Below are 22630 nucleotides of genomic sequence, written 5' to 3'. Positions count from 1 at the left end.
GTCACGGGGGTACGGCCACCGGTCCCGCGGCCGTCCGGAGGCAGCGAGCGCGGACGCGGGCCGGTCACCCGGCCCGCAGCGACAGCGGGCGCAGGTCGGTCCAGTTCTTCTCGACGAAGTCGAGGCAGGCCTGGCGGGTGTCCGGGCCGGCGACCTGACGCCAGCCGGCGGGCACCGGCGCGAACGCCGGCCACAGGCTGTGCTGCTGCTCGTCGTTGACCAGGACGAGGAACGAACCGTCAGCGGCGTCGAACGGGTTGCTCATCTGTGCTCCTTGAGGGTGGAGATCGGACGGTCGGGATGGGCGGCGAACGCCGCCACGGTCGCGCGCAGCTCGGCGGCCAGCCCGGCGACGGTGGGCTGGTCGAACACGTCGGTGGCGTAGCCGAGGTAGCACTCGACCGGGCCCGCGCCGCGCGGCTCGTAGCAGCTCAGCACGAGGTCCGCGTGGGCCACCCGGGTCGGTACGGCGTCGAAGCCGCCCCCGCCGGGCGTGGCCAGTTCCGCCTGCTCGTGGTGCACGACCAGCACGGCCGGGTCCGCGCCGAGCGTCGCGGCCCGTACGGCGGCCCACGGCACGTCCTGATGGTCGAGGGCGGCCAGGGTCGCGGCGCGTACCCGGGTGAGCAGGCCGGCGGGGGTCGGGTCGGCACCGGTGTCGGTGCGCAGCACCAGCGGGTGGGCGAAGCAGCCGACCAGGTCGGCCAGGGCGGCGTCCGTGCGGCCCGCGGTGAGGATGCCGATCGGCAGGTCCGCGCCCGCGCCCCGGGCCGTGAGCACGGCGGCCAGGGCGGCGTGCAGCACCATGAACATGCTGGTTCCGGTGGCCTGGGCGAGCGCGTCCACGGCCGCGTGTTCGGCGGCGCTGAGAGTCAGCTCCACCTCGGCGCCCTGGCCGGTCCGTAGCTCCGGCGCCGGCCGGTCCGTGGGCAGCCGCAGCGCGGGGGCGTCCCGCAGCCGGTCGCGCCACCAGGCGAGCTGGCGGGCGTGCCGGCTGTGCGGGTCGGCCGGATCGCCGAGCAGTTCGCCCCACCACCGGGTGGCGTCGGCGTAGGTCACCGGCAGTGGTGCCCAGTCCGGTGCCCGCCCGGCCCGGCGGGCCTCGTACGCCGCCGCGAGGTCGTCGGTCAGCGGCAGCACCGACCACTCGTCGACCGCCACGTGCGCCATGGTCAGCAGCAGCGCCTGCGCCCCGTCGCGGGTCATCAGGTGCGCCTGCACCGGGCCGCCCCCGGGGCGCGGCTGACCGGCGATGGTCGCGGCGGCCACGTCCAGCGTGATGCCGGTGACCGTGGCCTCGCGCAGCGGGGGCGGGTCGGCGAGCACCTGACGGCCGTCCACCAGCACGGTGCGCAGCGGCTCGTGCCGGGCGCACACGTCCGCCCAGGCGGCGGCCAACGCGGCCGGGTCGAAGCCGTGCGGTGCCCGCAGCAGCAGGGCGTGGTCCCACTGCCGGGCAGGCGTCAGCAGGTGTTGCTGCGCCGGTGCCGCCGGCACCACGGCGGGCCGGGGGGCGCGGGTCGGCGCCGGGTAGGCCGCCGACAGCCGGATCCGGACGGCCAGGTCGGCGACCGTGGGCGCGTCGAACACGTCGCGGATGGACAGCTCCGCGCCCAGTTCGGCGCGGACCCGGCCGACCAGCAGCATCGCCAGCATCGAGTGCCCGCCGAGGGCGAAGAAGCTGTCCCGTACGCCCACCCGGGGCAGGCGCAGCAGGTCGGCCACGATGGTGGCCAGCGCCCGTTCGGTGTCGGTGGACGGCTCGTCGTCACCGGCCAGGGCCGCCCAGTCCGGGGCGGGCAGGGCCGCCCGGTCGAGTTTGCCGTTGCTGGTCAGCGGCAGCGGCCGCTCCAGCAGGATCACCATCGCGGGCACCATGTACTCGGGCAGCCGGGTGCCCGCGTACGCCCGGACCAGCTCGGCGTCGGTGCCCGGGGCGGCCTGGGCGTACCCGATGAGGCGGGTCAGCGGGCCGTCGCGGTCCACCACGGCGACCGCCTGCACGACGTCCGGGTGGGCGGTGAGCGCGGCGGCCACCTCGCCCAGTTCGATCCGGAAGCCGCGGATCTTCACCTGGTCGTCGAGCCGGCCGAGGAAGTCGATGGTCCCGTCGGCGCGCCAGCGGGCCCGGTCCCCGGTGCGGTACATCCGGGCACCGGGCGGCCCGTACGGGTCGGCGACGAACCGGGCGGCGCTCAGGCCGGGCTGGCCCAGGTAGCCGCGGGCCAGGCCGCGCCCGGCCACGTACAGCTCGCCGGGTGCGCCGGGCGGGACCGGCCGCAGCGCCTCGTCGAGGATGTAGCACCGGGTGTTCGGGTCGGGTACGCCGATCGGGACGGCCTGCGTCCAGCCGGGCACGGACTGCCACAGGGTGCTGTTCACGGTGGCCTCGGTGAGGCCGTACGCGCCGAGCAGGTTGAGCCGCCGCGACCACCGTCCGATCAGGTCCGGCGGCACGGTTTCCGTGCCGACCAGGATCGTCGCGCCCTCCGGCAGCTCGCAGCCGTCCGGCAGGGCGGCCATCAGCGACGGCGGCAGGATCAGGTGGGTGACGGCGTGCGCGGCGACGAAGTCGGTCAGCGCCGGACCCGCCACGCGGGCCTGCTCCGGGCAGATCACCAGGGTGCCGCCCACGCACAACGCCATCACCTGCTCGAACACGGCCACGTCGAAGCCGGGTGAGGCGAACTGGAGCACCCGCGAGTCGCGGGTCAGCCGCATCCGGTCGATCGCGGTCGCGGCCAGCGAGGCGATGCCCTCGTGCGGCACGCACACCCCCTTGGGGCGGCCGGTCGACCCGGAGGTGTAGATGACGTACGCCGCCGCGTGCAGCCCGGCCGGCGCCCGGCCCAGCGGCCCCGGGTCGGCGGCGGCCAGCGCGGCCGCCGTGCCCGGTTCGTCCAGTACGACGCGGGGCAGGTCGCCGGGGATCCGGCCGGATAGCTCGGCGGTGGTCACCACCACGGCCGCACCGGAGTCGGCCAGCTGGTAGGCCAGCCGGTCGGCGGGATGGGCCGGTTCCAGCGGCAGGTACGCCGCCCCCAGCTTCAGCACCGCCAGCACCGCGGCCGGGAACTCCCGGGTCCGGGGCAGCCCCAGCGCGACCACGGACTCCGCACCGACCCCGGCGTCGGCCAGCAGCCGGGCCAGCCGGTTGGCGTGCGCGTCGAGCTGCGCGTACGTCCACTGCCCGGCGGTGTCGACGACCGCGACCGCGTCCGGGCGCTGCGCGGCGGCGCGGTCGAACAGCTCCGGCCAGGTCAGCTCCGCGACGTCGCGGGCGGTGTCGTTCCAGTCGTGCAGCACCCGCGTGCGCTCGCCGGGCAGCAGGATGTCGACCGCGCTGACCGGCACCGCGGGGTCCGCGGCGACCGCGTCGAGCAGCCGGGTGAGGCGCTGCCCGATCGCCGTCGCGGTGCCCGGGTCGAACAGCTCCGTGGCGTACTCGATCCGGCAGATCAGCCGGCCGGTGTCGGTGTAGTCGGCGAAGCTGAAGACCAGGTCGAACTTCGCCGCCCGGTGTTCGACCGGCTCCCACTGCCCGGTCAGGTCGCCGAGCGTGACCGTGTCCGCGCCGGAACGGGCGTGGTAGCCGACCATCACCTGGAACAGCGGGTTGCGGGCCAGCGAGCGGGGCGGGTTGAGGTGCTCCACGACCGCCTCGAACGGCACGTCCGCGTGGGCGAACGCGGCCAGGTCTGCCTGGCGTACCCGCTCGATCAGGGCGGTGAAGCTCGGGTCGCCGGACAGGTCGGTGCGCAGCACCAGCGTGTTGACGAAGAAGCCGACGAGGTCGTCGAGGGCCTCGTCGGTGCGGCCCGCGATCGGCGCGCCGATCGGCAGGTCGCAGCCCGCACCCAGCCGGTGCAGCAGGGCACCGACCGCCGCGTGCAGCACCATGAACATGCTCGCGCCGCTCGCGCGGCTCAGCGCACGCAGCGCGGCCGCGGCGGGGATGTCCAGTTCGATCTCGCGCCCGGCGAACGTGGGCGCGGCGGGGCGCGGCCGGTCCGTGGGCAGTTCCAGCTCCGGCGGGGCGCCGTCCAACGTACGGGCCCAGTGGTCGAGCTGCCGGGCGGCCAGGCTGGCCGGGTCGGCCGGGTCGCCGAGCAGGTCGCGCTGCCACAGCGTGTAGTCGGCGTACTGGACGGCCAGCGGGGTGAACCGGGGTGCCGTTCCCGCGCGGCGGGCCGCGTACGCGGTGTCCAGGTCGGCCAGGAACGGCCGGTCGGACCACTCGTCGGTGGCGATGTGGTGCAGCAGCAGCACCAGCAGGCACCCGCCGCCGGTCAGCGGGTGCACGGCGGCCCGCAGCGGCGGCTCGACCGCCAGGTCGAACGGGCGGTGCACGGCGGCGCGCACGGCGGCCGCCGCGACCGGCTCGTCGGCCGGTTCCGCCACCTCGACCGGCACCGGCGCCACCGGCAGCACGCGCTGGTGCGGGGCGCCGCCGTCGGCCGGGAACACGGTACGCAGGGACTCGTGGCGCCCGGCCACATCCGCCAGCGCCGAGGCCAGTGCCGCCACGTCCGGCACCGCGGAAACGCGCAGCACGAGCGGGAAGTTGTACGCGGCCGAGCCCGCGTCGAGCTGCTGGGTCAGCCACAGCCGCTGCTGCGCCGCGGACAGCTCGATGCGTTCCGGGCGGGTCCGGGCCAGCAGCGCCGGCCGGGCCGCCGCGTCGCGCCCGGCGTCGGCGCGGACCGCCAGCGCGGCCGGGGTGGGCGCCTCGAACAGGTCCCGCACCGACAGGTGGGTGCCCAGCGCGGTGCGGGCCCGGCTGACCAGGCGGGTGGCCAGCAGGCTGTGCCCGCCGAGGTGGAAGAAGTGGTCGTCGGCGCCGATGTCGGGCACTGCGAGCAGGTCGGCGAACAGTTCACACAGGACCTTCTCGGTGGCCGTGGCGGCGGGCCGTCCGCCGCGCCGTTCCGCCGCCGGTTTCGGCAGGGCGGCCACGTCGAGCTTGCCGTTCACGGTCAGCGGCAGCGTGCCGACCGGCACGAACGCCGCCGGAACCATGTACTCGGGCAGGGTCCGGCCCAGATGGGCGCGCAGGATGTCGGCCAGGTCCGGCGCGGCATCGCCGGCGGGGACCACGTACGCGAGGAGCCGGGCCGCCGGGCCCGAGGTGTCCGCGATCACGGCCGCGTGGGCGATCGCCGGGTGGCTCTGCACGGCCGAGGTGATCTCCCCCAGCTCCACCCGGTACCCGCGGATCTTCACCTGGTCGTCGGTGCGCCCGAGGAAGTCGATGTTGCCGTCCGCGGCCCGGCGCACCAGGTCACCGGTGCGGTACATCCGCGTGCCGGGCGCACCGTACGGGTCGGCGACGAACCGGGCCGCGGTCAGGTCCGCCCGGTGGTGGTAGCCGCGCGCCAGCCCGATGCCCGCGATGTACAGCTCACCCGGCGCGCCCGGCGGCAGCGGCCGCAGGTGACCGTCCAGGATGTACGCCCGCGTGTTCCAGATGGCCTGGCCGACCGTCGGGGTCGCCGAGTCCATGGTGGAGCCGCCCAGCGTGTTGATCGTGTACTCGGTGGGCCCGTACAGGTTGTAGCCGTACACGCCGTCGGTGTCGCGCAGTGCCGACCAGACCGCGTCGGAGACCGCCTCCCCGCCCAGCAGCACCAGCGCGGGCCGGTGCCGTCCCGGCCCGTCCGCCAGCAGCCCCTGCTCGATGAGCAGCTGACAGTAGGTGGGTGTCACGTTGACGACGTCGACCTCGTGGGCGTCGCAGTAGGCGACCAGCGCCTCCGCGTCGCGGCGCAGCACCTCGTCGCAGACGTGCACCTCGTGGCCCTCGACGAGCCACAGCAGTTCCTCCCACGACATGTCGAACGCGAACGACACCGTGTGCGCGATCCGCAGCCGCCGCCCACCCGCGGCGGCGATCGCCGGGGCGAAGATGTTCTCCTGGTGGTTGAGCTGCATGTTGGTCAGCCCCCGGTACGGCGTCACCACCCCCTTGGGGCGGCCCGTCGAACCGGACGTGTAGATCACGTACGCGGGGTGTTCCAGCCGGCCCGGGCGGCCCCGCGCGAACAGCGGCACCTCCGCGTCGGTCACCGGGGCGGGCGAGGTGGCCGCCGCCTGTGCCAGCACCGCGGGGTCGTCCAGCACCAGCGGTGCCGCGGGGCCTTCGCCGAGGCGCGCCAGCACCTCGGAGTTCGTCACCACGCACACCGGGCCGGTGTCGGCCAGCATCCAGCGCAGCCGCTCGGTCGGATGATCCAGGTCCAGCGGCAGGTACGCGGCCCCGGTTCGCAGCACCGCGAACAGCGCCACCACCATGTCGATCGAACGGGGCAGGGCCAGCGCGATCACCCGTTCCGGGCCCGCGCCACGGGCGATCAGCAGGCGGGCCAGCCGGTTGACCCGGGCGTCCAGGTCGGCGTAGCTGAGCCGCTGCGCGCCGAACACCAGCGCCACGTCGTCGGGGGTGGCGGCGCTCTGTGCGGCCAGCAGGTCCGCGATCGTGTCGCCGATCATCGGGTGCTCGCTGGCCGACCATTCGGCGGCCAGCAACTCCCGGTCCCGGGTGGACAGCGTGTCGATGCTGCCCACGACCGGGTCCCCGGCGCAGAAGCGGTCCAGCACGGCCAGGTACCGCTCGGCCAGCGCGGCCGCGCCCGCCGCGTCGAGAACGCCCGCCTGGTGCAGCAACAGCAGCCGCAGCGAGGCGCCCGGGGTCACCACGACGGTCAGCGGGAAGTGCGTGGCGTCCCGGCTGGTGATCTCCGTGATGCCGTGCCGCCGCCGCAGGTTGGCCAGGCCGTCCGCGTCGGCGAAGTTCTGGAACACGTACAGGGTGTCGAACAGCGGGCCGCCGGTGCCCTGGATCGCGGACAGGCTCACATGCTCGTACGGCATCAGGTCGGTGCGCTCGTCCTGCACCCGGCGCAGCAGGGCGCCCAGCGTCTCGGCCGGGTCGACGGTCACCCGCTGCGGCACCGTGTTGAGGAACATGCCGACCGTGTCGGCCGCGCCGGGCAGGTCGGCGGGGCGGCCGGAGACCGTGGCGCCGTACACCACGTCGGTGCGGCCGGTCAGCCCGCCGAGCACCAGCGCCCAGGCGGTCGACAGCACGGTGTTGAGGGTGACGCCGCGGGCGCGGGCGGTGGCGCGCAGCCGCTCGCTGCGGTCGGCGCCGAGCTCGGTGACGTGCCGCGACGGCAGCGTCTCGGTGGCCGTGCCGGACGGGGCCAGCAGGGTGGGCGCGTCCAGACCGGACAGCGCGGACCGCCACGCGGCCAGCCCCTCGTCCGGGTCCTGCCGGTGCAGCCACGCCAGGTGTTCGCGGTACGACGGCGCGGGCGGCAGCTCGTCACCGGCGTACAGCGCGAGCAGTTCGGCCAGGACGGTGCCCTGCGACCAGCCGTCCCAGGCGACGAGGTGGTGCGAGAGCACGAGCCGGTCGGTGTCGCCGCAGCGCAGCAGCGTGAGCCGCAGCAGCGGCGCCGCGCTCAGGTCGAAGCGGCGGGTGCGGTCGGCCTCGATCTCCCGCGCGACCCGTGCCCGCCGCTCGGCGGCGGGCAGGGCGCTCAGGTCGTGCACGGTCAGCGGCGCGGACACGTCGTCCGCCACGTACTGGACGGGGCTGGTCAGCCCGTCGGCGACGATGCCGGTGCGCAGCGCCGGGTGGCGGCGCAGCAGCTCGTCGGCGGCGGCGCGCAGCCGGGCCACGTCCAGCGGCGCGGCGAACGTGTACACGTCCTGGGCGGTGTACACATCGGCGGCGTCGTCGTCGAAGGTGGCGTGGAAGTGGATGCCCTCCTGCAGCGGCGACAGCGGCCACACCTCGGCCACCGGCCCGCCCGCCGCGGCGTGGACCAGCGCCAGCTCGCCCTCGGACAGCTCGATGAGTACGTCGCCGCCGTCGTGGACTGAAGACGGCCGCGCCACGGCCAGCGACGCCAGCTCGGCGCGCCACCGGTCGGCCAGGGCCAGCGCCGACTCCTCGGTGAGACCACCGACGCCGGTGGGCCACGTCCAGGTCGCCTCGAAGCGGGGGCCGTCCGGGCCGTCCTGGCAGACGACGTCGACCTGCAACACGTACGGCAGGGCCAGTCCCGGGTCGTAGCCGGGCGCGGCATACTCCGGGACGGGCTGCCAGTCGCCGGTGCCCGAGGGCATCCGGCCGTAGTAGTTGAACAGCACCTGGGCGCACGGCTGGGCGGCCAGCAGCGGCGCGGTCTGCGGGTTGAGGTAGCGGAGCATGCCGTACCCGGCGCCGTCCGCGGCGACCAGGTCGCGGACCTGAGCCACGTCGGCCCCCGCCGGCAGGCGGACCGGGTGCACGGTGGTGAACCATCCGACGGTACGGGACAGGTCGGCCCCGTCGAGGTCGGTGCGGCCGTGCCGCTCCACGTCGACGAGCAGGTCGCCGGGGGCTCCGCGCCAGCCCTGGGCGGCCCGGGCGAGGGCGGTCAGGAGCCGTTCGGTGATGTCGGCGGTCAACAGTTGACGGGACTCGGCGACCTCCAGCGTCACGGTGTGCCGCCCCGCGTCCCCCACGGTGCCGGTACGCGCGGCGCCGGGCACCAGTTCCGCCCCCGGGGCCAGGGTGCGCGCCCAGTGTTCCAGCTCGGCGAGCCGGGTCCGGTCGACCGCCTCGGCCGCGACCAGCCGCCCGTAGGCCCGCAGCGAGGTGCCCACCGCCGCCAGCCGCGCGGGCCGTCCCGCCGCCACCTCGGTGTACGCGTCGGCCAGGTCGGCCAGCAGGATGCGCCAGGACACCCCGTCGACCGCGAGGTGGTGCACGGCCAGGAACAGCCGCCCCGGCTCGTGCGCGCCCGCGTCGAAGTGGACCGCCTGCACCATCGTGCCGGCGTCCGGGTCGAGCCGGGCCACGGCGGCGTCGAGGTGCCCGGCCAGGTCGTCGAGGCCGGTGACGCGGGTGAGCAGGTTCGCGGCGGCGACCGCGCCGGCCGGGCGGACCTCCAGCGACCACAGCAGACCGGCGAGGCGGGTCAGCCTCAGGCGCAGCGCGTCGTGCCGGTCGAGGACCGCCTGCAGGGCCGCCGCGATGGTGGCCGGGTCGGCCCCGGCCGGGGTCTGCACCAGCGCCGACAGGTGGAACCGGGTGATCGGGCCGCCGTCGGCGCGCAACTGGTGGACGATCGGCAGCGCCACCACGTCCCCGGGGTCCCCGGCGCCGTCCAGCCCGTCGAGTGCGGCGGCCACCGCTCCGGCGTCGGGTTCCCCGGCGATCGGGGACGGCGTGTCGGGCAGCCCGGCCGCGATCGCCGACGGGGTACGCCGCGCGAACACGTCCCGTGGTCCCACCACGAGTCCACGGGCCCGCGCGCGGGTCGCCACCGTGATCGACAGGATGCTGTCCCCGCCGAGCGTGAAGAAGTCGTCGTCCGGGCCGACCTGCGTCAGGCCGAGCACCTCGGCGAACGTCTCCGCCAGTACCCGCACCGGGTGCGGGAGGGCGGCGGCCGGTGAGGTTCCGGCGCGGGCAGGGGCGGCGTCGGGCACGCCCGCTGGCGCGGCCGGCGCCGGGTCGGGCAGGGCGGTCCGGTCCAGCTTGCCGCCGGGGGTGCGGGGCAGCGCGTCCAGCACGACGACCACGGCGGGCACCTGGGCCGGTGGCAGCGCCGCCGCCAGCTCGGCGCGCAGCCGCGCCCCGTCGAGACCGGCGCCCGCGGCGTAGCCGACCAGCCGCAGCGCACCGCGGCCGTCCGGGCGGGCCAGCACATCGGCGTCGGCGACCCCGGGCAGGGCGCGCAGCGCGGCCGCCGACTCCCCCGGCTCGACCCGCACCCCGTGGATCTTCACCTGGTCGTCGGTGCGACCCCGGAACCGCAGCACCCCCGCCGGGTCGTAGCTGACCAGGTCCCCGGTGCGGTACATCCGGGCGCCCGGGGTGAACGGGTCCGCCACGAACCGGGCCGCCGTCAACGCCGCCCGCCGGTGGTAGCCCAGCGCCAGCTGGGCGCCCGACACGTACAGCTCGCCGGGCAGCCCGGCCGGAACGGGGCGCAGCCACGGATCGAGCACGTACGCGCGCACCCCGGCGACGGGCCGTCCGATGGGGACACTGGCGCCGTCGCCATCGCCGGTGCGCCAGTCGGTGACCTGGATCGCGGCCTCGGTGGGGCCGTACACGTTGGACAGCGGCACCCCGGTCCGCTCCCGCCAGGACGCCGCGGTGGCCGGGTCGAGTTTCTCGCCGCCGGAGAACGCGCGGCGCAGGCTCGCCGCCCACGCGCCGTCGGCGAGTTCCGGCTGGGCCAGCAGGGCCGCGTACATCGACGGCACCAGGTCCAGGGTGGTGACCCGCCGCCGCGCGACGAGCCGGGCCAGGTACAGCGGGTCGCGCTGGCCGCCCGGTTCGGCGACGACGACCGTGCCGCCGCAGGTCAGCGGCGCGAAGATCTCCTGGACGGACGGGTCGAAGCTGGTCGAGTACTGGTGCAGGAACCGTTCGCCGCGGTCGAGGTCGTAGCGCTGGTGCAGCCAGGCCAGCTGGGCGAGGACCGCGGCGTGCGACACCAGCACACCCTTCGGCGCGCCCGTGGACCCGGAGGTGTAGATGAGGTACGCGGGCGCCCCCGCCGGCACCGTCACGGCGGGCGCCGGGGCGAGCGGCCCCGCGACGGGCACCCGTACCGGGCCCGCGGGCAGGTCGACGTCGGCGCGGGTGACCACGGCCCGGGCGCCGGAGTCGGCGAGCAGGTACGCGACCCGGTCGGCCGGGTGTTCCGGGTCGACCGGCAGGTACGCGGCACCGGCCAGCAGGATGCCGTACAGGCCGACGATCTGGTCGGCGCCACGGGGCAGCGACACGGCGACGACATCGCCCGCGACGATCCCGGCGGTGTGCAGCCGGGCGGCCAGGGCCTGCGCGCGGCCGTGCAGCTCGCCGTACGTCAGCTCGTGGTCGCCGTCGACGACCGCGACCGCGTCCGCACGGTCCCGCGCCTGCGCGGCGACCCAGCCGTGCAGGGTGGACGGGGCGCCGGTGACGGCGGGCCCGCCGTCCAGGGGCCGCGTGTCGGCCAGCGCGAGCCGGCACATCGGGGTGCCGGGGTCGGCGGCGAGGGTCGCGGCGACGCGCCGGACGGCGTCCAGCAGGCGGTTCGCGGCGCCGTCGGGCAGCCGGGCCGGGTCGTACTCGCAGCGCAGGCGCAGCCGCTCGCCCGGGGTGACGGTGAGTTCCAGCGGGTGGTGCAGGCTCTCCACCGTGCTCGTGGCGGTGACCCGGACGGTGCCGTCGGCGCTGGCCAGGGTGCGCGCGCCGGGGTAGTTCTCCAGCACGACCAGCACGCCGGACAGCACCGGCAGGCCGGTGATGCGCAGCGCGTCGGCGAGGCCGAAGTGCTGGTGGTCCAGCAGGGCCGCCTGCCGCCGCTGGTGCCCGGCGAGGGTGTCGGCGAGGCCGTCCTCAGGGGACCAGCGGACCCGCACGGGCAGCGTGTTGACGAACAGGCCGACCATGTCGGCGACGCCGGGCAGGTCGGCGGGGCGGCCGGACACCGTGCTGTGCACGACGACGTCGGCGCGGCCGGTCTCCTGGCCGACCGCGAAGCCCACGGCGGCGTGCAGCACGGTGCCGAGGGTGAGGCCGTGCGCGCGGGCGGCGGCCAGCAGGGCGGCGGTGGTGTCGGCGTCCCACTCGTCGACCACGACGGTCGCCTCGGCGGCGGGCGCCGCCGGGTCGGCCAGCAGGGTGGGTTCGGTGAGCCCGGCCAGTTCGGTGCGCCAGGCCGCCTCGGCGGCGGCGTGGTCGCGCCCGGCCAGCCACCGGGCGGCGGCCACGGCCGGCGCGGCGGGCGGCAGCGGCTGCCCCGAGTACGCCCGCAGGATGTCGGCCAGCATGATCGGCTCGGACCAGCCGTCCGCGACGGCGTGGTGCACGATCAGGCCGAGGACGCCACCGGAGTCGGTGGGTGCGTACACGGCGCGCAGCAGCGGCGCGACGCTCAGGTCGAACCCGGCGGCCCGGTCGGCGGCCAGTTCCGCGGCGATGTCGGCGCCCACCGGCAGTTCCCGCCACGGCACCACCACCGCGTCCGCGACGACCTGCAGCAGCCGCGTCCCGTCCAGGTGCAGCCCGGTACGCAGGGCGGGGTGGCGGGCCACGACGGCCTCGACGGCGCGCCGCAGCGCGGCCGGGTCGACCGGTCCGGCCAGGTCGATGCGCTGGGTGACCGCGTACTCGTCGGTGTCGCCGGAGGCGCGGGCGAAGAACATGCCGGCCTGCAGCGGCGTCGCCGGCAGGATCTCCACGCCGCGCAGCGCGTCCACCTGGGCCTGGCTGAGCGGTACGAGCGGGAAGTCGGACGGGGTGCGCCCGCCGAAGCCGGGCTCGGCGGCCGCGGCGGCGATCGCGGCCAGCGCCGCCACCCAGCGGCGGGCCAGGTCGGCGACGTCCACCTCGGCGAGCACCCGCCCGGGCCAGGTGAAGGTCGCGGACAGCCGGGGCCCGTCGGCCTCGTCGCGGACGGCGGCGTCGATCTCCAGCTGGTGAGTGATCGGCTGGCCGGGGTCGCGGTCCTCGGCGATCGGGTCACCCTCGGCGACCGCCCAGTCGGCGCCGGCGCCGGCGAACCGGCCCAGGTAGTTGAAGAGGACGCGCGGGGTGGGCGCGTCGGCGAGCGCGCCGACGCGGGCCTGGTAGCGCAGCATGCCGTACCCGATGCCGTGGTCGGGGGCCGCGCGCAGCTGTTCCTTGACGGCCTTGACGGCGGCGGACAGGTCGCCGGCCGGTCCGGGGTCGAGGCGGACCGGGAACAGGGTGGTGAACCAGCCGACCGTACGGGACAGGTCGGCGCCGCCGACCTCCTCCCGCCCGTGGCCTTCGAGTTCGATGAGGACGTCTGTGCCGGTGTGCCCGGTGCGGTCGCGGCGCCACTGGCCGAGGGCGAGTGCGAGTGCGGTGAGCAGGATGTCGTTGACGCCGCCCGCGAACGCGGCGGGCAGTTCGCCGAGCAGCGGCGCGGTCAGCCCGTCGGGCAGGGTGACGGTGTGCCGGCGGGCGGTGTCCGCGGTGTCCGCGGCCCCTAGCTCGGCGGCCCCGAACCCGGCGTCCCCGCCGGCCAGCACCCCCCGCCAGTACGCCAGCTCGCCGGTCCGCCCGGCGGCGGCGTCCCGCTGGATCCGCGCCCACCGCCCGAAGCTGGTCGGCACGGGTGCCAGCGCGATCTCGGTGCCGGCGCACAGGGCCGCCCACCCGGCGGCGAGGTCGTCCGCGAGGATCCGCCAGGTGACCCCGTCGGCGACGCTGTGGTGCAGGACGAGCAGCAGCCGCCCGCCGGTGCGCTCACCTGGCGTACCCGGGTCGGTGGTCATGTGCACGGCCTGGAGCATCACCCCACCGCGCGGGTCGAGGCGCCGCACCGCGTCCCTGGTCAGCTCGTCGACGGGCGCGCCGGCGGCGGCCGGGCGCACGAGGTTCGCGGCGGCGACCGTGCCCGGCTCTCCGATGTCGAAGCCGCCGTCGGCCCGCAGCCGGGCGCGCAGCAGGTCGTGGCGGTCCACGATGGCCTGGACGAGGCGGGCGGCGGCCCCGGTGGTCAGCGCGGCCGGGGTGTGCAGCACGGTGGCCTGGTAGAACCGCTCGGTCGGGCCGTGCAGGTCGCGCAGCCAGGCGAGGATCGGGGTGGCCGGGACGCGGCCGGTGAACGGGTCGTGCCGGGTCGCGCCGCTGTCCCGGGTGTCGGCGACGGCGGCCAGCGCGGCGACGGTCTGCAGCTCGAAGACCTCGCGGGGGGTGAGGTGCAGCCCGGCGCGCCGGGCGCCGGAGACGAGGCTGATGGCGACGATGCTGTCGCCGCCGAGGGCGAAGAAGCTGTCGTGGACGCCGACCTCGGGCAGGTGCAGCACCTCGGCGAAGAGGGCGGCGAGGGTGGCTTCGCTGGGGGTGGCGGCGCGGGTGTCGCTGACGGCGGCGCCCCAGTCCGGGTCGGGCAGCGCCCGGGTGTCGGTCTTGCCGCTGGCGTTGGTGGGCAGCGGCCCGTCCAGCACGACCACCGCCGAGGGCACCAGGTATTCCGGCAGCCGCCGCGCCGCGAACTCCCGGACGTCCGCCGCGGCGGGCACCGGCGCGCCGATCTGCCCCTCGGCCCCGCCGCCGGTCCGCGCCGACACGTACGCGACGAGCCGCTGTGCGCCGCGCTGGTCCCGCCGGGCCACTACCGCCGCCCCGGCGACCGCCGGGTGTTGCATCAGGACACTGGACACCTCGCCCGGCTCGATGCGGTACCCACGGATCTTGATCTGGGAGTCGGCGCGGCCGAGGAAGTCGATCGTCCCGTCGGGATTCCACCGGGCCCGGTCCCCGGTGCGGTACATCCGGCCGCCCACGGTGTACGGATCGGCGACGAACCGGGTGGCCGTGAGGGCAGGCTGGTTGAGGTAGCCGCGGGCGAGGCCGCGCCCCGCCACGTACAGCTCCCCCGCGGCGTCGCCGGTCACCGGGCGCAACGCGTCGTCGAGGACGTAGCAGCGGGTGTTCGGGTCCGGCTCGCCGATCGGCGGCGGCCCGTCCCAGTCGGGGGTCGCCAGCCACAGCGTGGAGTTCACCGTGGCCTCGGTGAGCCCGTACGCGACGACGATGCGCAGGCTGGCCCCCCACCGGGCGATGAGCGACGCGGGGACGGTCTCGGTGCCCACGACGAGCACCATCCCCTCGGGCAGGGTGCACGTGTCGGGCAGCGCGGCGACCAGGGCGGGCGGCAGGATCGCGTGGGTGACCCGGTGCGCGCACAGGTAGGAGGTGAGGTCCTCGCCCGCGACCCGCCGCAGCGTGGGGACGACGACCAGGGTGCCGCCCACGCAGAGCGCCATGACCATGTCCCAGACGGCCACGTCGAAGCCGACCGAGGCGAACTGGGCCACCCGGGACCCGGGCGTCACGCCGATCCGCCGGGTCGCGGTGACGATGAGCGACCCGATGCCGTCGTGGGTGACCACGACGCCCTTGGGCCGCCCGGTGGACCCGGACGTGTAGATCACGTACGCGGCGTCGTCCAGGGCGACGCGCATGCCGACCGGCGTGTCCGGCTTGTCCGCCGCGTCGGCGAGGGTCACCGCGGCGACGCCGTCCGGCAGTTCGCCGGCCGTGTCCGCGGTGGTGACGACGAGCCGGGTGGCGGAGTCGGCGAGGACGTAGCCGACCCGGTCGGCGGGCTGGTCGAGGTCCACGGGCAGGTAGGCCGCGCCCGCCTTGAGCACGCCGAGGATCGCGGCGACGAGGTCGACGCCGCGGGGCAGGGCGATCCCGACGACGTCGCCGACGCCCACCGCACGCTCGCTGAGCAGGTGGGCGAGCCGGTTGGCGGCGGCGTCCAGTTCGGCGTACGTCAGCGCATCGTCCTCGCACACCACCGCGACCGCCCCGGGCCGCCGGGCGGCCGCCGCCTCGAAGGCGGCGGGCCAGGTCAGCTCGGGGCAGTCCACGGGAGGCCGGATGCCGTGCGACGACGGTTGCGGGTGGGCTTGCGCGTACGGCATCTCGGTATCTCCTGAGGGGTGCTGCGGTGGTTCTACTGGCCGAGCTGCGGCTGGATCTGGTCCAGCGCGTACGGAATGCTCAGCACGGTGTTGAAGGACATCGCGGCGGCGACCGGCGGGTTCTCGTAGTCGAGGAACAGGTGCCGGTTCTCACTCGCGACCTTGAGCTGCTGGTACGGCTTGTTCGCCGCGAGCTGCTTCCTGGTGTCGTCGCCGGTGACGAACCAGATGAGCCGGTCGCTCTCCAGCACGTCGAAGCGCTCGTACCCGATGTCGGCGACGTTCTGGCTGCCGACCGCCTGGGTGTAGGCGGGCGAGGCGGTGAAGCCCAGCTCCTTCATGAAGATCATCTTCGGGTCGTTCGGGTTGAACGCCGAGAACTTGCCGGCCTCGTAGATCTCCGCGATCGCCACGGTCTTGCCGGCCCAGCCCGGGTGGGCGGTACGGGCGGCGGCGAACTTCGCGTCGACGTCCGCGATGAGCTGGTCCATCTTGGCCGGCTGGCCGAGCGCCTTGCCGATGACCCGGCTCATGTCGCGCCAGGGTGCCTGGTAGTCGGCGAAGCCGACCGGCTGGGCGACCACCGGAGCGATCTTGCTGAGCGTGTCGTACTGCTCCTTCTTCATGCCCGAGTACTGGGCGATGATCACGTCCGGCTTGGCGGCGGCGACCTTCTCCAGGTTGTACTCGTCGCGCAGCCCGACGATCGCCGGGGCGGTGCCGCCCCACGCGGGCTGGGCCCACGGCCACTTGCCGTACGGCTTCTCCTCGAACCAGTCCACGACGCCGACCGGCTTGACGCCCAGCGCGAGGACGGCGTCGGCGTCGCTGAGCCCGAGGGTGACCACCCGCTGCGGCGCCGCCTTGATCTCGGTGCTGCCGTACTTGTGGGTGAGCTGGACCGGGAACGCCGCCCCGGCCGGGGCGCTGGCCCCGGTGGTGGGCTTGGCGTCCGTGCCGCAGGCGGCCAGCGCGAGGCCCGCCGCCAGGGCGGTCACGGCCGCCCCGAGGCGGACGCGGAGGCTATGGGACATGGGATTCCTTCCATGGGAGAACGCCGGGCGCTGCCGCCCGGGTGGGGAGGGTCGGGTCAGGCGACCGCGAGGGCCGGGGCCGCCCGGTGGGCCACGATGGAGCCGAGCACCTCCCCGACCCGCACGGCGGTGTTGGACAGCAGCGCTGAGGTGATCCCGTGCGTGTGTTCGGTGCCGCCCTGCAGATAGATGCCGCAGCGCAGCTCGGGAGCGGTCACGGCCCGGTAGTCGCGGGTGACCCGGGGGCGGCCGCGCTCGTCGCGCAGGCACAGGTCGGCGACCGGCCCGAGCAGCGCGTACGGATCGGCGTTGTCGTATCCGGTGGCGCAGATCAGCGCGTCGGCGGCCAGGGTGCGCCGCTCGCCGGTGACCAGGGACTCGACGGTCACCTCGACGCCCGCACCCGTTTCGGTGACGCCGCGCATCCGGGTGACGTTGAGCAGCCGCAGCCGTTGCTGCCCGAGCACCTTCTCCTGGTACTCGCGCCGGTACAGCTCGTCGATGAGGTCGATGTCCACCACGGAGTAGTTCGTGTTGCCGTGCACGTCCATGAGCCGCTGCTTGGTGTGCTCCGGCGCGGTGTAGTAGTCGTCCACGGCCGCCGGGTCGAAGATCCGGTTGGCGAAGGCGCTGTCGTCGGCGGGCGAGTACCCGTACCGGGAGAAGACCGCGCAGACCTCGGCGTTGGGGAACTCGCGGTGCAGGTACGCGGTGACCTCGGCGGCGGACTGCCCGGCGCCCACGACGACCAGCCGGCGGGGCGCGCTGTCGCGCAGTCCGTCCACGTTGTGCAGCAGGTCGCTGCTGTGCCAGATCCGGTCGGTGCGCTCGACGCCCTCGGGCATGCGGGGCCGCAGCCCGGTGCCGACGACGAGGTTGCGGGCGCGGTGGGTGACCAGGTCGCCGCCGCTGCGGGAGACCACCTCCAGCGTGTCCACCTCGCCGTCCACGGAGACCGGCCGCACGGAGACGACCTCGGTGTCGTAGCTGACCTGGTCGGCGACGCGGGCCGCGGCCCAGGCGAAGTAGTCGTGGAACTCGACCCGCAGCGGGTACAGCGTCTTGTGGTTGATGAAGTCGACCAGGCGCCCCTGCTCGTGCAGGTAGCGCACGAAGGTGTAGTCACTGCCCGGGTTGCGCAGCGTCACGAGGTCCTTGAGGAAGGACACCTGCATGGTGGCGTCGTCGATCAGCATGCCGCGGTGCCACCCGAAGCCAGCCTGCCGCTCCAGGAACCGGGCGTGGATCGGAGCCTCGTCCGGGGCGCCGCCGTTGTGTTCCGCCACGGCTATCGCCAGGGCCAGATTGGACGGGCCGAAACCCACGCCCAGAAGGTCGAACACGGGACTTCCGCTGGGAAGAGGCTGAGACATGTCCGTCCCCTCGCGCGACTCGCGGTTTCACCGCCTGACGAAGGGAAGGCTAACCTAACTTGAAATCCTCCGCCGAGGGAGGGTGGCCTCGAACTTAGGATTGCCTTCATTAAACTGAGGCTAACCTTATGACAGCCCGTTCGGGCACCACCCTGGAGGTTGACATTGCGCGTCGTCATGTTCGGCTATCAGACGTGGGGGCACCGCACGCTCCAGGCCCTGCTCGACTCCGAGCACGAGGTCGTCGGCGTGGTGACCCACCCCGCCAGCGACGGGGCGTACGAGCGGATCTGGTCCGACTCGGTCGCCGAGCTCGCCGAGGCCCACGGCGTACCGGTCACCTTGCGGGAGCGCCCCGATGACGACGAGCTGTACCAGCAGCTCGTGGCGCTGGCGCCGGACGTCATCGTGGCCACCAACTGGCGCACCTGGATTCCGCCACGGATCTTCACCCTGCCCCGGCTGGGCACCCTCAACGTGCACGACTCGCTGCTGCCCGCGTACGCCGGGTTCTCCCCGCTGATCTGGGCGCTGATCAACAACGAGCCCGAGGTCGGCGTGACCGCGCACATGATGGACGCGACCCTCGACGCCGGGCCGATCGTGCTGCAGCGCAGCGTCGGAGTCGGCCCTCGGGACACCACCGCGGACCTCTTCCAGAAGACCCTGGCGCTGTTCGGTCCGATCACGGTCGACGGGCTCGCCGAGATCGCCAGCGGGCGCACCGACTTCACCCCCCAGGACCGTGGCAAGGCCAGCTTCTTCCACAAGCGGTCCGAGGAGGACATCCGCATCGACTGGACCTGGTCGGCCGAGGAACTCGACCGGCTCGTCCGGGCCCAGTGCGCCCCCTACCCGCAGGCCTTCTGCTACCACCAGGGCCGCCGCATCGAGATCGTGTCCGCGGAGGTGTCCGCCAACGTGTACGGCGGCACCCCGGGCCGGATCTTCTACCGGGAAGGTGACGGCGTCGCGATCGTGGCCGGCGCCGACGCCCGCCGGGGCCGCAACCGGGGCCTGCTGCTCACCCGCGTGCGTACCGAGGACGGCGAGGAGCTGTCGGCGGGCAAGTACTTCACCGCCATGGGCGGTTACCTGACCAGCCGGCCCTGACCCGCGCACCCGGGCCCGGGTCGTGCCGACTCGGGCCCGGGTCAGCGGTGGGCCGACCAGGCGCTCCACAGCGCGGCGTACGGGCCTTCGGCGGCGACCAGCGCGTCATGGGTGCCGGACTCGACGATCCGCCCGTCGGCCATCACCACCACCCGGTCCGCCTCGGCGGCCTGGGTGAGCCGGTGCGCGACCACGATGGCGGTCCGCCCCGACAGCGCCCGGTTCGCCGCCGCCTCCAGCGCACGCGCCCCGGCGCTGCCGGCGTCGGCGGTCGCCTCGTCCAGGATCACCACCGGCGGGTCGGCCAGCACCAGGCGGGCGAGGGCGAGATGCTGTGCCTGCTCCTCGGTGAGGCGGTGGCCGCCCTCACCGACCACCGTGGCCAGCCCGTCGGGCAGGGTCCGTACCCAATCGATGGCCCCGACCCGGCCCAGCGCCGCCCACAGCTCGGCGTCCGTCGCGCCCGGCCGGGCCAGGCGCAGGTCATCGGCCAGGGCGCCGGCGAAGACATGCACGTCCTGGGTGACCAGGACCACCCGGCGCCGCAGCTCCGCCGGGGCCAGCTCGGCGACGTCGTGGCCGCCCAGGGCGATCCGGCCCCCGTGTGGACGGTGGGTGCCGGCCACCAGTGACGCCAGGGTGGTCTTGCCCGCACCGCTGGCGCCCACCAGGGCCAGCCGCTCCCCTGCCGAGACTTCGAGGTCGACGCCGTGCAGCACGTCCTCGCCCGGCCGGTAGGCGTGCCGCACCCCCGAGACGACGATCGCGGGCGGGACCGGATCCGCCCCTGCGGCGGTCGCGGCGCTCGGCGGCGTCGCGGTGGCGGGCGATGTCGCCTCTGGCCAGGTGGCGGGCGATGTCGCCGCTGGCCCGGTGGACGGTGCCGGCAGATCGGCGATCCCCACCAGGCGCGACAGGCCCGCCCGGGCCACCTGCACCTCATCCGCGAGGCCCAGGGCCGCGTTGATCGGGTTGAACAGGTTGTGCAGGTACAGCGCGGCGGCGGTCGCCGTGCCGAGGGTGACGGATCCGGCGCCGACCAGCAGGTAGCCGACGGTGAGGACGCCGCCGAGCGCGACGAACTCGGCCAGGTTGAGCCGGCTGAAGAAGCGGCTGAGCAGGCCGACACCGCGCAGCGACAGGTCCACGGCGGCCGCCGACCGGGCGGCGATCAGGTCGGTGTGCCGCCGGGCCAGCCCGAAGGCCAGCACGGTGTCGGCGCCGGCGTAGGAGTCGAGAAGCTGCTGCTGCTGCGCGGCGACCGCCACGCGGCTGTCGGCGTAGACCGGCCCGGCGGTCCGCGCGTACCAGCGGACCGTGCCCGCCTGCAGCGGCATCGCCACCAGCGCCGCGACCAGGAAACGCCAGTCCAGCAGCGCGAGCGCGACCAGGGTCAGCCCGATGCTGAGCGCGGAGCGGACGAGCGTGGGCAGCGCGTACCGGACGGCCTCGGCGACCGCGGTCACGTCGCGGGTGACGCGGGCGGTGAGGTCACCAGCGCCGGCCGCCTCGATGCGGTCCAGGGGCAGGTGCAGCGCCCGTTCCACGAACCGTTCGCGCAGGTCGGCGAGCATGCGTTCGCCCACCTCCGCGATCCGGGCGGCGCCGATCGCCGTACCGATGCCGTGCACCGTGGCGGCCAGCGCGAGCAGCACCGCCGGGCGGGCCAGGTCGGTGCCGCCGGCCCGCACGTCGTCCACGATCCGCCCGAGCAGGTCGACCCCCGCGAGCCCCACGACGGTGGCGAGGGCCAGGGCCAGGCCCGCGACGACGGCCAGCCGACGGTACGGGCGCAGCAGCGCCCAGGCGGCCCGGCGGGTGTGCGCGGAATCGGCGATCGGCAGCAACTGGGGCGTCACGATTGTCCTCGGCAGACGGTCAACGGGTGGCGGCGCGGTAGCCGGGGTCGGCGGCGGCCAGGTCACGGTGCGCTCCGGTGCGCGCGACGGCGCCGCCGCGCAGGTGGATCACCCGGTCGGCGGTGTCGAGCAGTGCCGGGCTGGTGGTGATCAGCAAGGTGGTGCGGCCCCGGCGGGCGGCGCGCAGCCCGGCCGCGATGGCGGTCTCGGTGACCGCGTCGACGGCCGTGGTCGGGTCGTGCAGCACGAGTACGGGCGGGTCGGCCGCGATCGCCCGGGCCAGGGCCACCCGCTGCCGCTGCCCGCCGGACAGGCTGGCACCGTGCGGGCTGACGACCGTGTCCGCACCAACGGCGAGGCCGTTGATCTGCGCCGCCGCGAGCGCGACGGCCACCATCCCAGTCCCGCCCGCGGCGGCCCTGCCCGCGGCGACGTTGTCGGCGACGGTTCCGGCGAACAGTTCGGCGTGGTGGTCCGCGACGAGCAGGGCCCGGCGGGCGGCCGGTGCGGGAAGTTCGATGAGCGGGACGCCGTCGACCGTGATGCCGCCGCGCTCGGGCACCACCCGCCGGCGCAGGCAGTCGAGCAGGTCGGCCGCCTCAGCCGGGGTGGCGACCACCCCGACGAACTCACCGGCGGCGACGGTGAAGTCCAGGTCCGCGAGCTTCCGGTGGGTCACCGCGTGCACCCGCAGCGCCCCGCGCACCACGGCGGCGGGCCGGGTTCCGCTGTGGATCGCGGGCGGGCAGGCCAGCAGGTCGGCGACCCGGCGGGCGCCGGCCCGGCCGGTGGCGAGCTGCCCGTTCACCCAGGAGAACTGCGACAGCGGCCAGATGAGGAACTGGGCGAGGCCGACCGCGGCGACGAGGTCACCGATGCTGATCCGGCCGGTGGCCGCCAGGTGCCCGCCGAGCGCCGCGACCACCGCCAGCAGCACCCCGGTCATCACGATCATGCTGCCGTCCAGGGCGGACTGCGCCGCCGCGACCCGGATCGCCGCGTCGCGCGACCGTACGCTGGTCGCCCGGTACCGGAGCGCTGCGGCCCGCTCGGCCCCGATGCCCTTGAGCGTACGGATGCCCGCCACCAGGTCGGTGGCGAGCCCCGACGCGGCGGCGGCCTGCCCCTGCCCCTGCTCGGCGCGCCGGGCGAGCGGCTTGCCGCTCACGTGCGACACCGCCAGCAGCACCGGCACCGCGACCAGGACGACCGCCCCCAGCACCACCGAGTACGACAGCAGGGCGGCGGCGCCGGCCAGCAGCCCGACCACGGCGGCCACGGCGCGCGGCCAGGCGAGGTTGGTGTCGCCGACGAGCTGGGCGTCGTCGGTGGAGATGTTGACCAGTTCGCCGGTGAGCCGATCGGTCCGCGCGCCACGGTCGTCGAACAGCCGGCCGGCGATGCGCATCCGCAGCAGGTGGGCGCTGCGGAACGCAGCCCGCTCGCCCAGCCGCAGGCCGTACTTGAAGCTGAGCGACAGGGCGGCGAACGCCACGGCGAGCAGGGCCAGGCCGCCGAGGAGCGTGGCCGGTCCGCCGCCCCGGGCCATGGCCCGGTCGATGATCCACCCGATGAGCACCGGCACCGCGGCCTCGCCGATCTGGTGGCCGGCGGCCAGGACGGCGGCGGCGGCGACCAGCCGTCGCTGTCCGCCGACGGCGTCACGCAGCACGTCGGGGGCTGTGGGCACACGCACGGGGGAGGTCACCTGCCTGGGGTCGTAGGTAAGGCTAGCCTAACGGTACGATGGCGGCGGTGTGGCCACGGGCCCGGGTCACCGTCGAAGGAG

7 protein-coding genes are annotated in these 22630 nt (G+C 75.4%); 1 reads left to right on the top strand and 6 read right to left on the bottom strand.

What is annotated here, in order from left to right:
* Positions 1–64: 64 nt before the first annotated feature.
* The 4 genes from EV385_RS29600 to EV385_RS29585 form a co-directional block, all read right to left on the bottom strand.
* Positions 65–265 (bottom strand): MbtH family protein, encoded by a 201-nt coding sequence (locus tag EV385_RS29600; protein ID WP_130512441.1) that lies wholly within the window; start codon positions 263–265, stop codon positions 65–67.
* A complete protein-coding gene (locus tag EV385_RS29595; RefSeq protein WP_479723881.1) occupies positions 262–15408 on the bottom strand; it encodes an amino acid adenylation domain-containing protein in 15147 nt (5048 codons plus the stop codon). The genes EV385_RS29600 and EV385_RS29595 overlap by 4 nt, the downstream gene beginning before the upstream one ends.
* Positions 15409–15494: 86 nt before the next feature.
* Positions 15495–16496 carry an iron-siderophore ABC transporter substrate-binding protein gene (locus EV385_RS29590; protein WP_130512439.1) on the bottom strand — a complete coding sequence of 334 codons (1002 nt, stop codon included), beginning with the start codon at positions 16494–16496 and terminating at the stop codon, positions 15495–15497.
* Positions 16497–16552: 56 nt separating this feature from the next.
* Positions 16553–17869 (bottom strand): lysine N(6)-hydroxylase/L-ornithine N(5)-oxygenase family protein, encoded by a 1317-nt coding sequence (locus EV385_RS29585; protein WP_130512438.1) that lies wholly within the window; start codon positions 17867–17869, stop codon positions 16553–16555.
* Positions 17870–18034: 165 nt separating this feature from the next.
* On the opposite strand from EV385_RS29585, the gene EV385_RS29580 reads away from it, so the two are divergent.
* Entirely contained in the window at positions 18035–18982 is a 948-nt protein-coding gene (locus EV385_RS29580) for a methionyl-tRNA formyltransferase (RefSeq protein ID WP_130512437.1), read from the top strand.
* 41 nt (positions 18983–19023) lie between these two features.
* Here EV385_RS29580 and EV385_RS29575 read toward each other — a convergent pair whose 3' ends face one another.
* Together EV385_RS29575 and EV385_RS29570 are read right to left on the bottom strand one after the other, a co-directional pair.
* The gene (locus tag EV385_RS29575) at positions 19024–20844 is read right to left on the bottom strand and encodes an ABC transporter ATP-binding protein (protein WP_130513638.1); all 1821 of its coding nucleotides are present in this window, start codon (positions 20842–20844) and stop codon (positions 19024–19026) included.
* A 16-nt stretch (positions 20845–20860) separates the two neighbouring features.
* Entirely contained in the window at positions 20861–22537 is a 1677-nt protein-coding gene (locus EV385_RS29570) for an ABC transporter transmembrane domain-containing protein (RefSeq protein WP_242625144.1), read from the bottom strand.
* Positions 22538–22630: the final 93 nt, after the last annotated feature.

The sequence above is a fragment of the Krasilnikovia cinnamomea genome (assembly GCF_004217545.1).
Taxonomy (GTDB): domain Bacteria; phylum Actinomycetota; class Actinomycetes; order Mycobacteriales; family Micromonosporaceae; genus Actinoplanes; species Actinoplanes cinnamomeus.
Note: the sequence above shows the minus strand (reverse complement) of the source record. Positions and strands in the feature narration are given on the sequence as shown.

Coding starts and splice junctions, on each gene's coding strand:
- EV385_RS29585 (WP_130512438.1), bottom strand. CDS start 17,869: ATGTCTCAGCCTCTTCCCAGCGGAAGTCCCGTGTTCGACCTTCTGGGC.
- EV385_RS29600 (WP_130512441.1), bottom strand. CDS start 265: ATGAGCAACCCGTTCGACGCCGCTGACGGTTCGTTCCTCGTCCTGGTC.
- EV385_RS29590 (WP_130512439.1), bottom strand. CDS start 16,496: ATGTCCCATAGCCTCCGCGTCCGCCTCGGGGCGGCCGTGACCGCCCTG.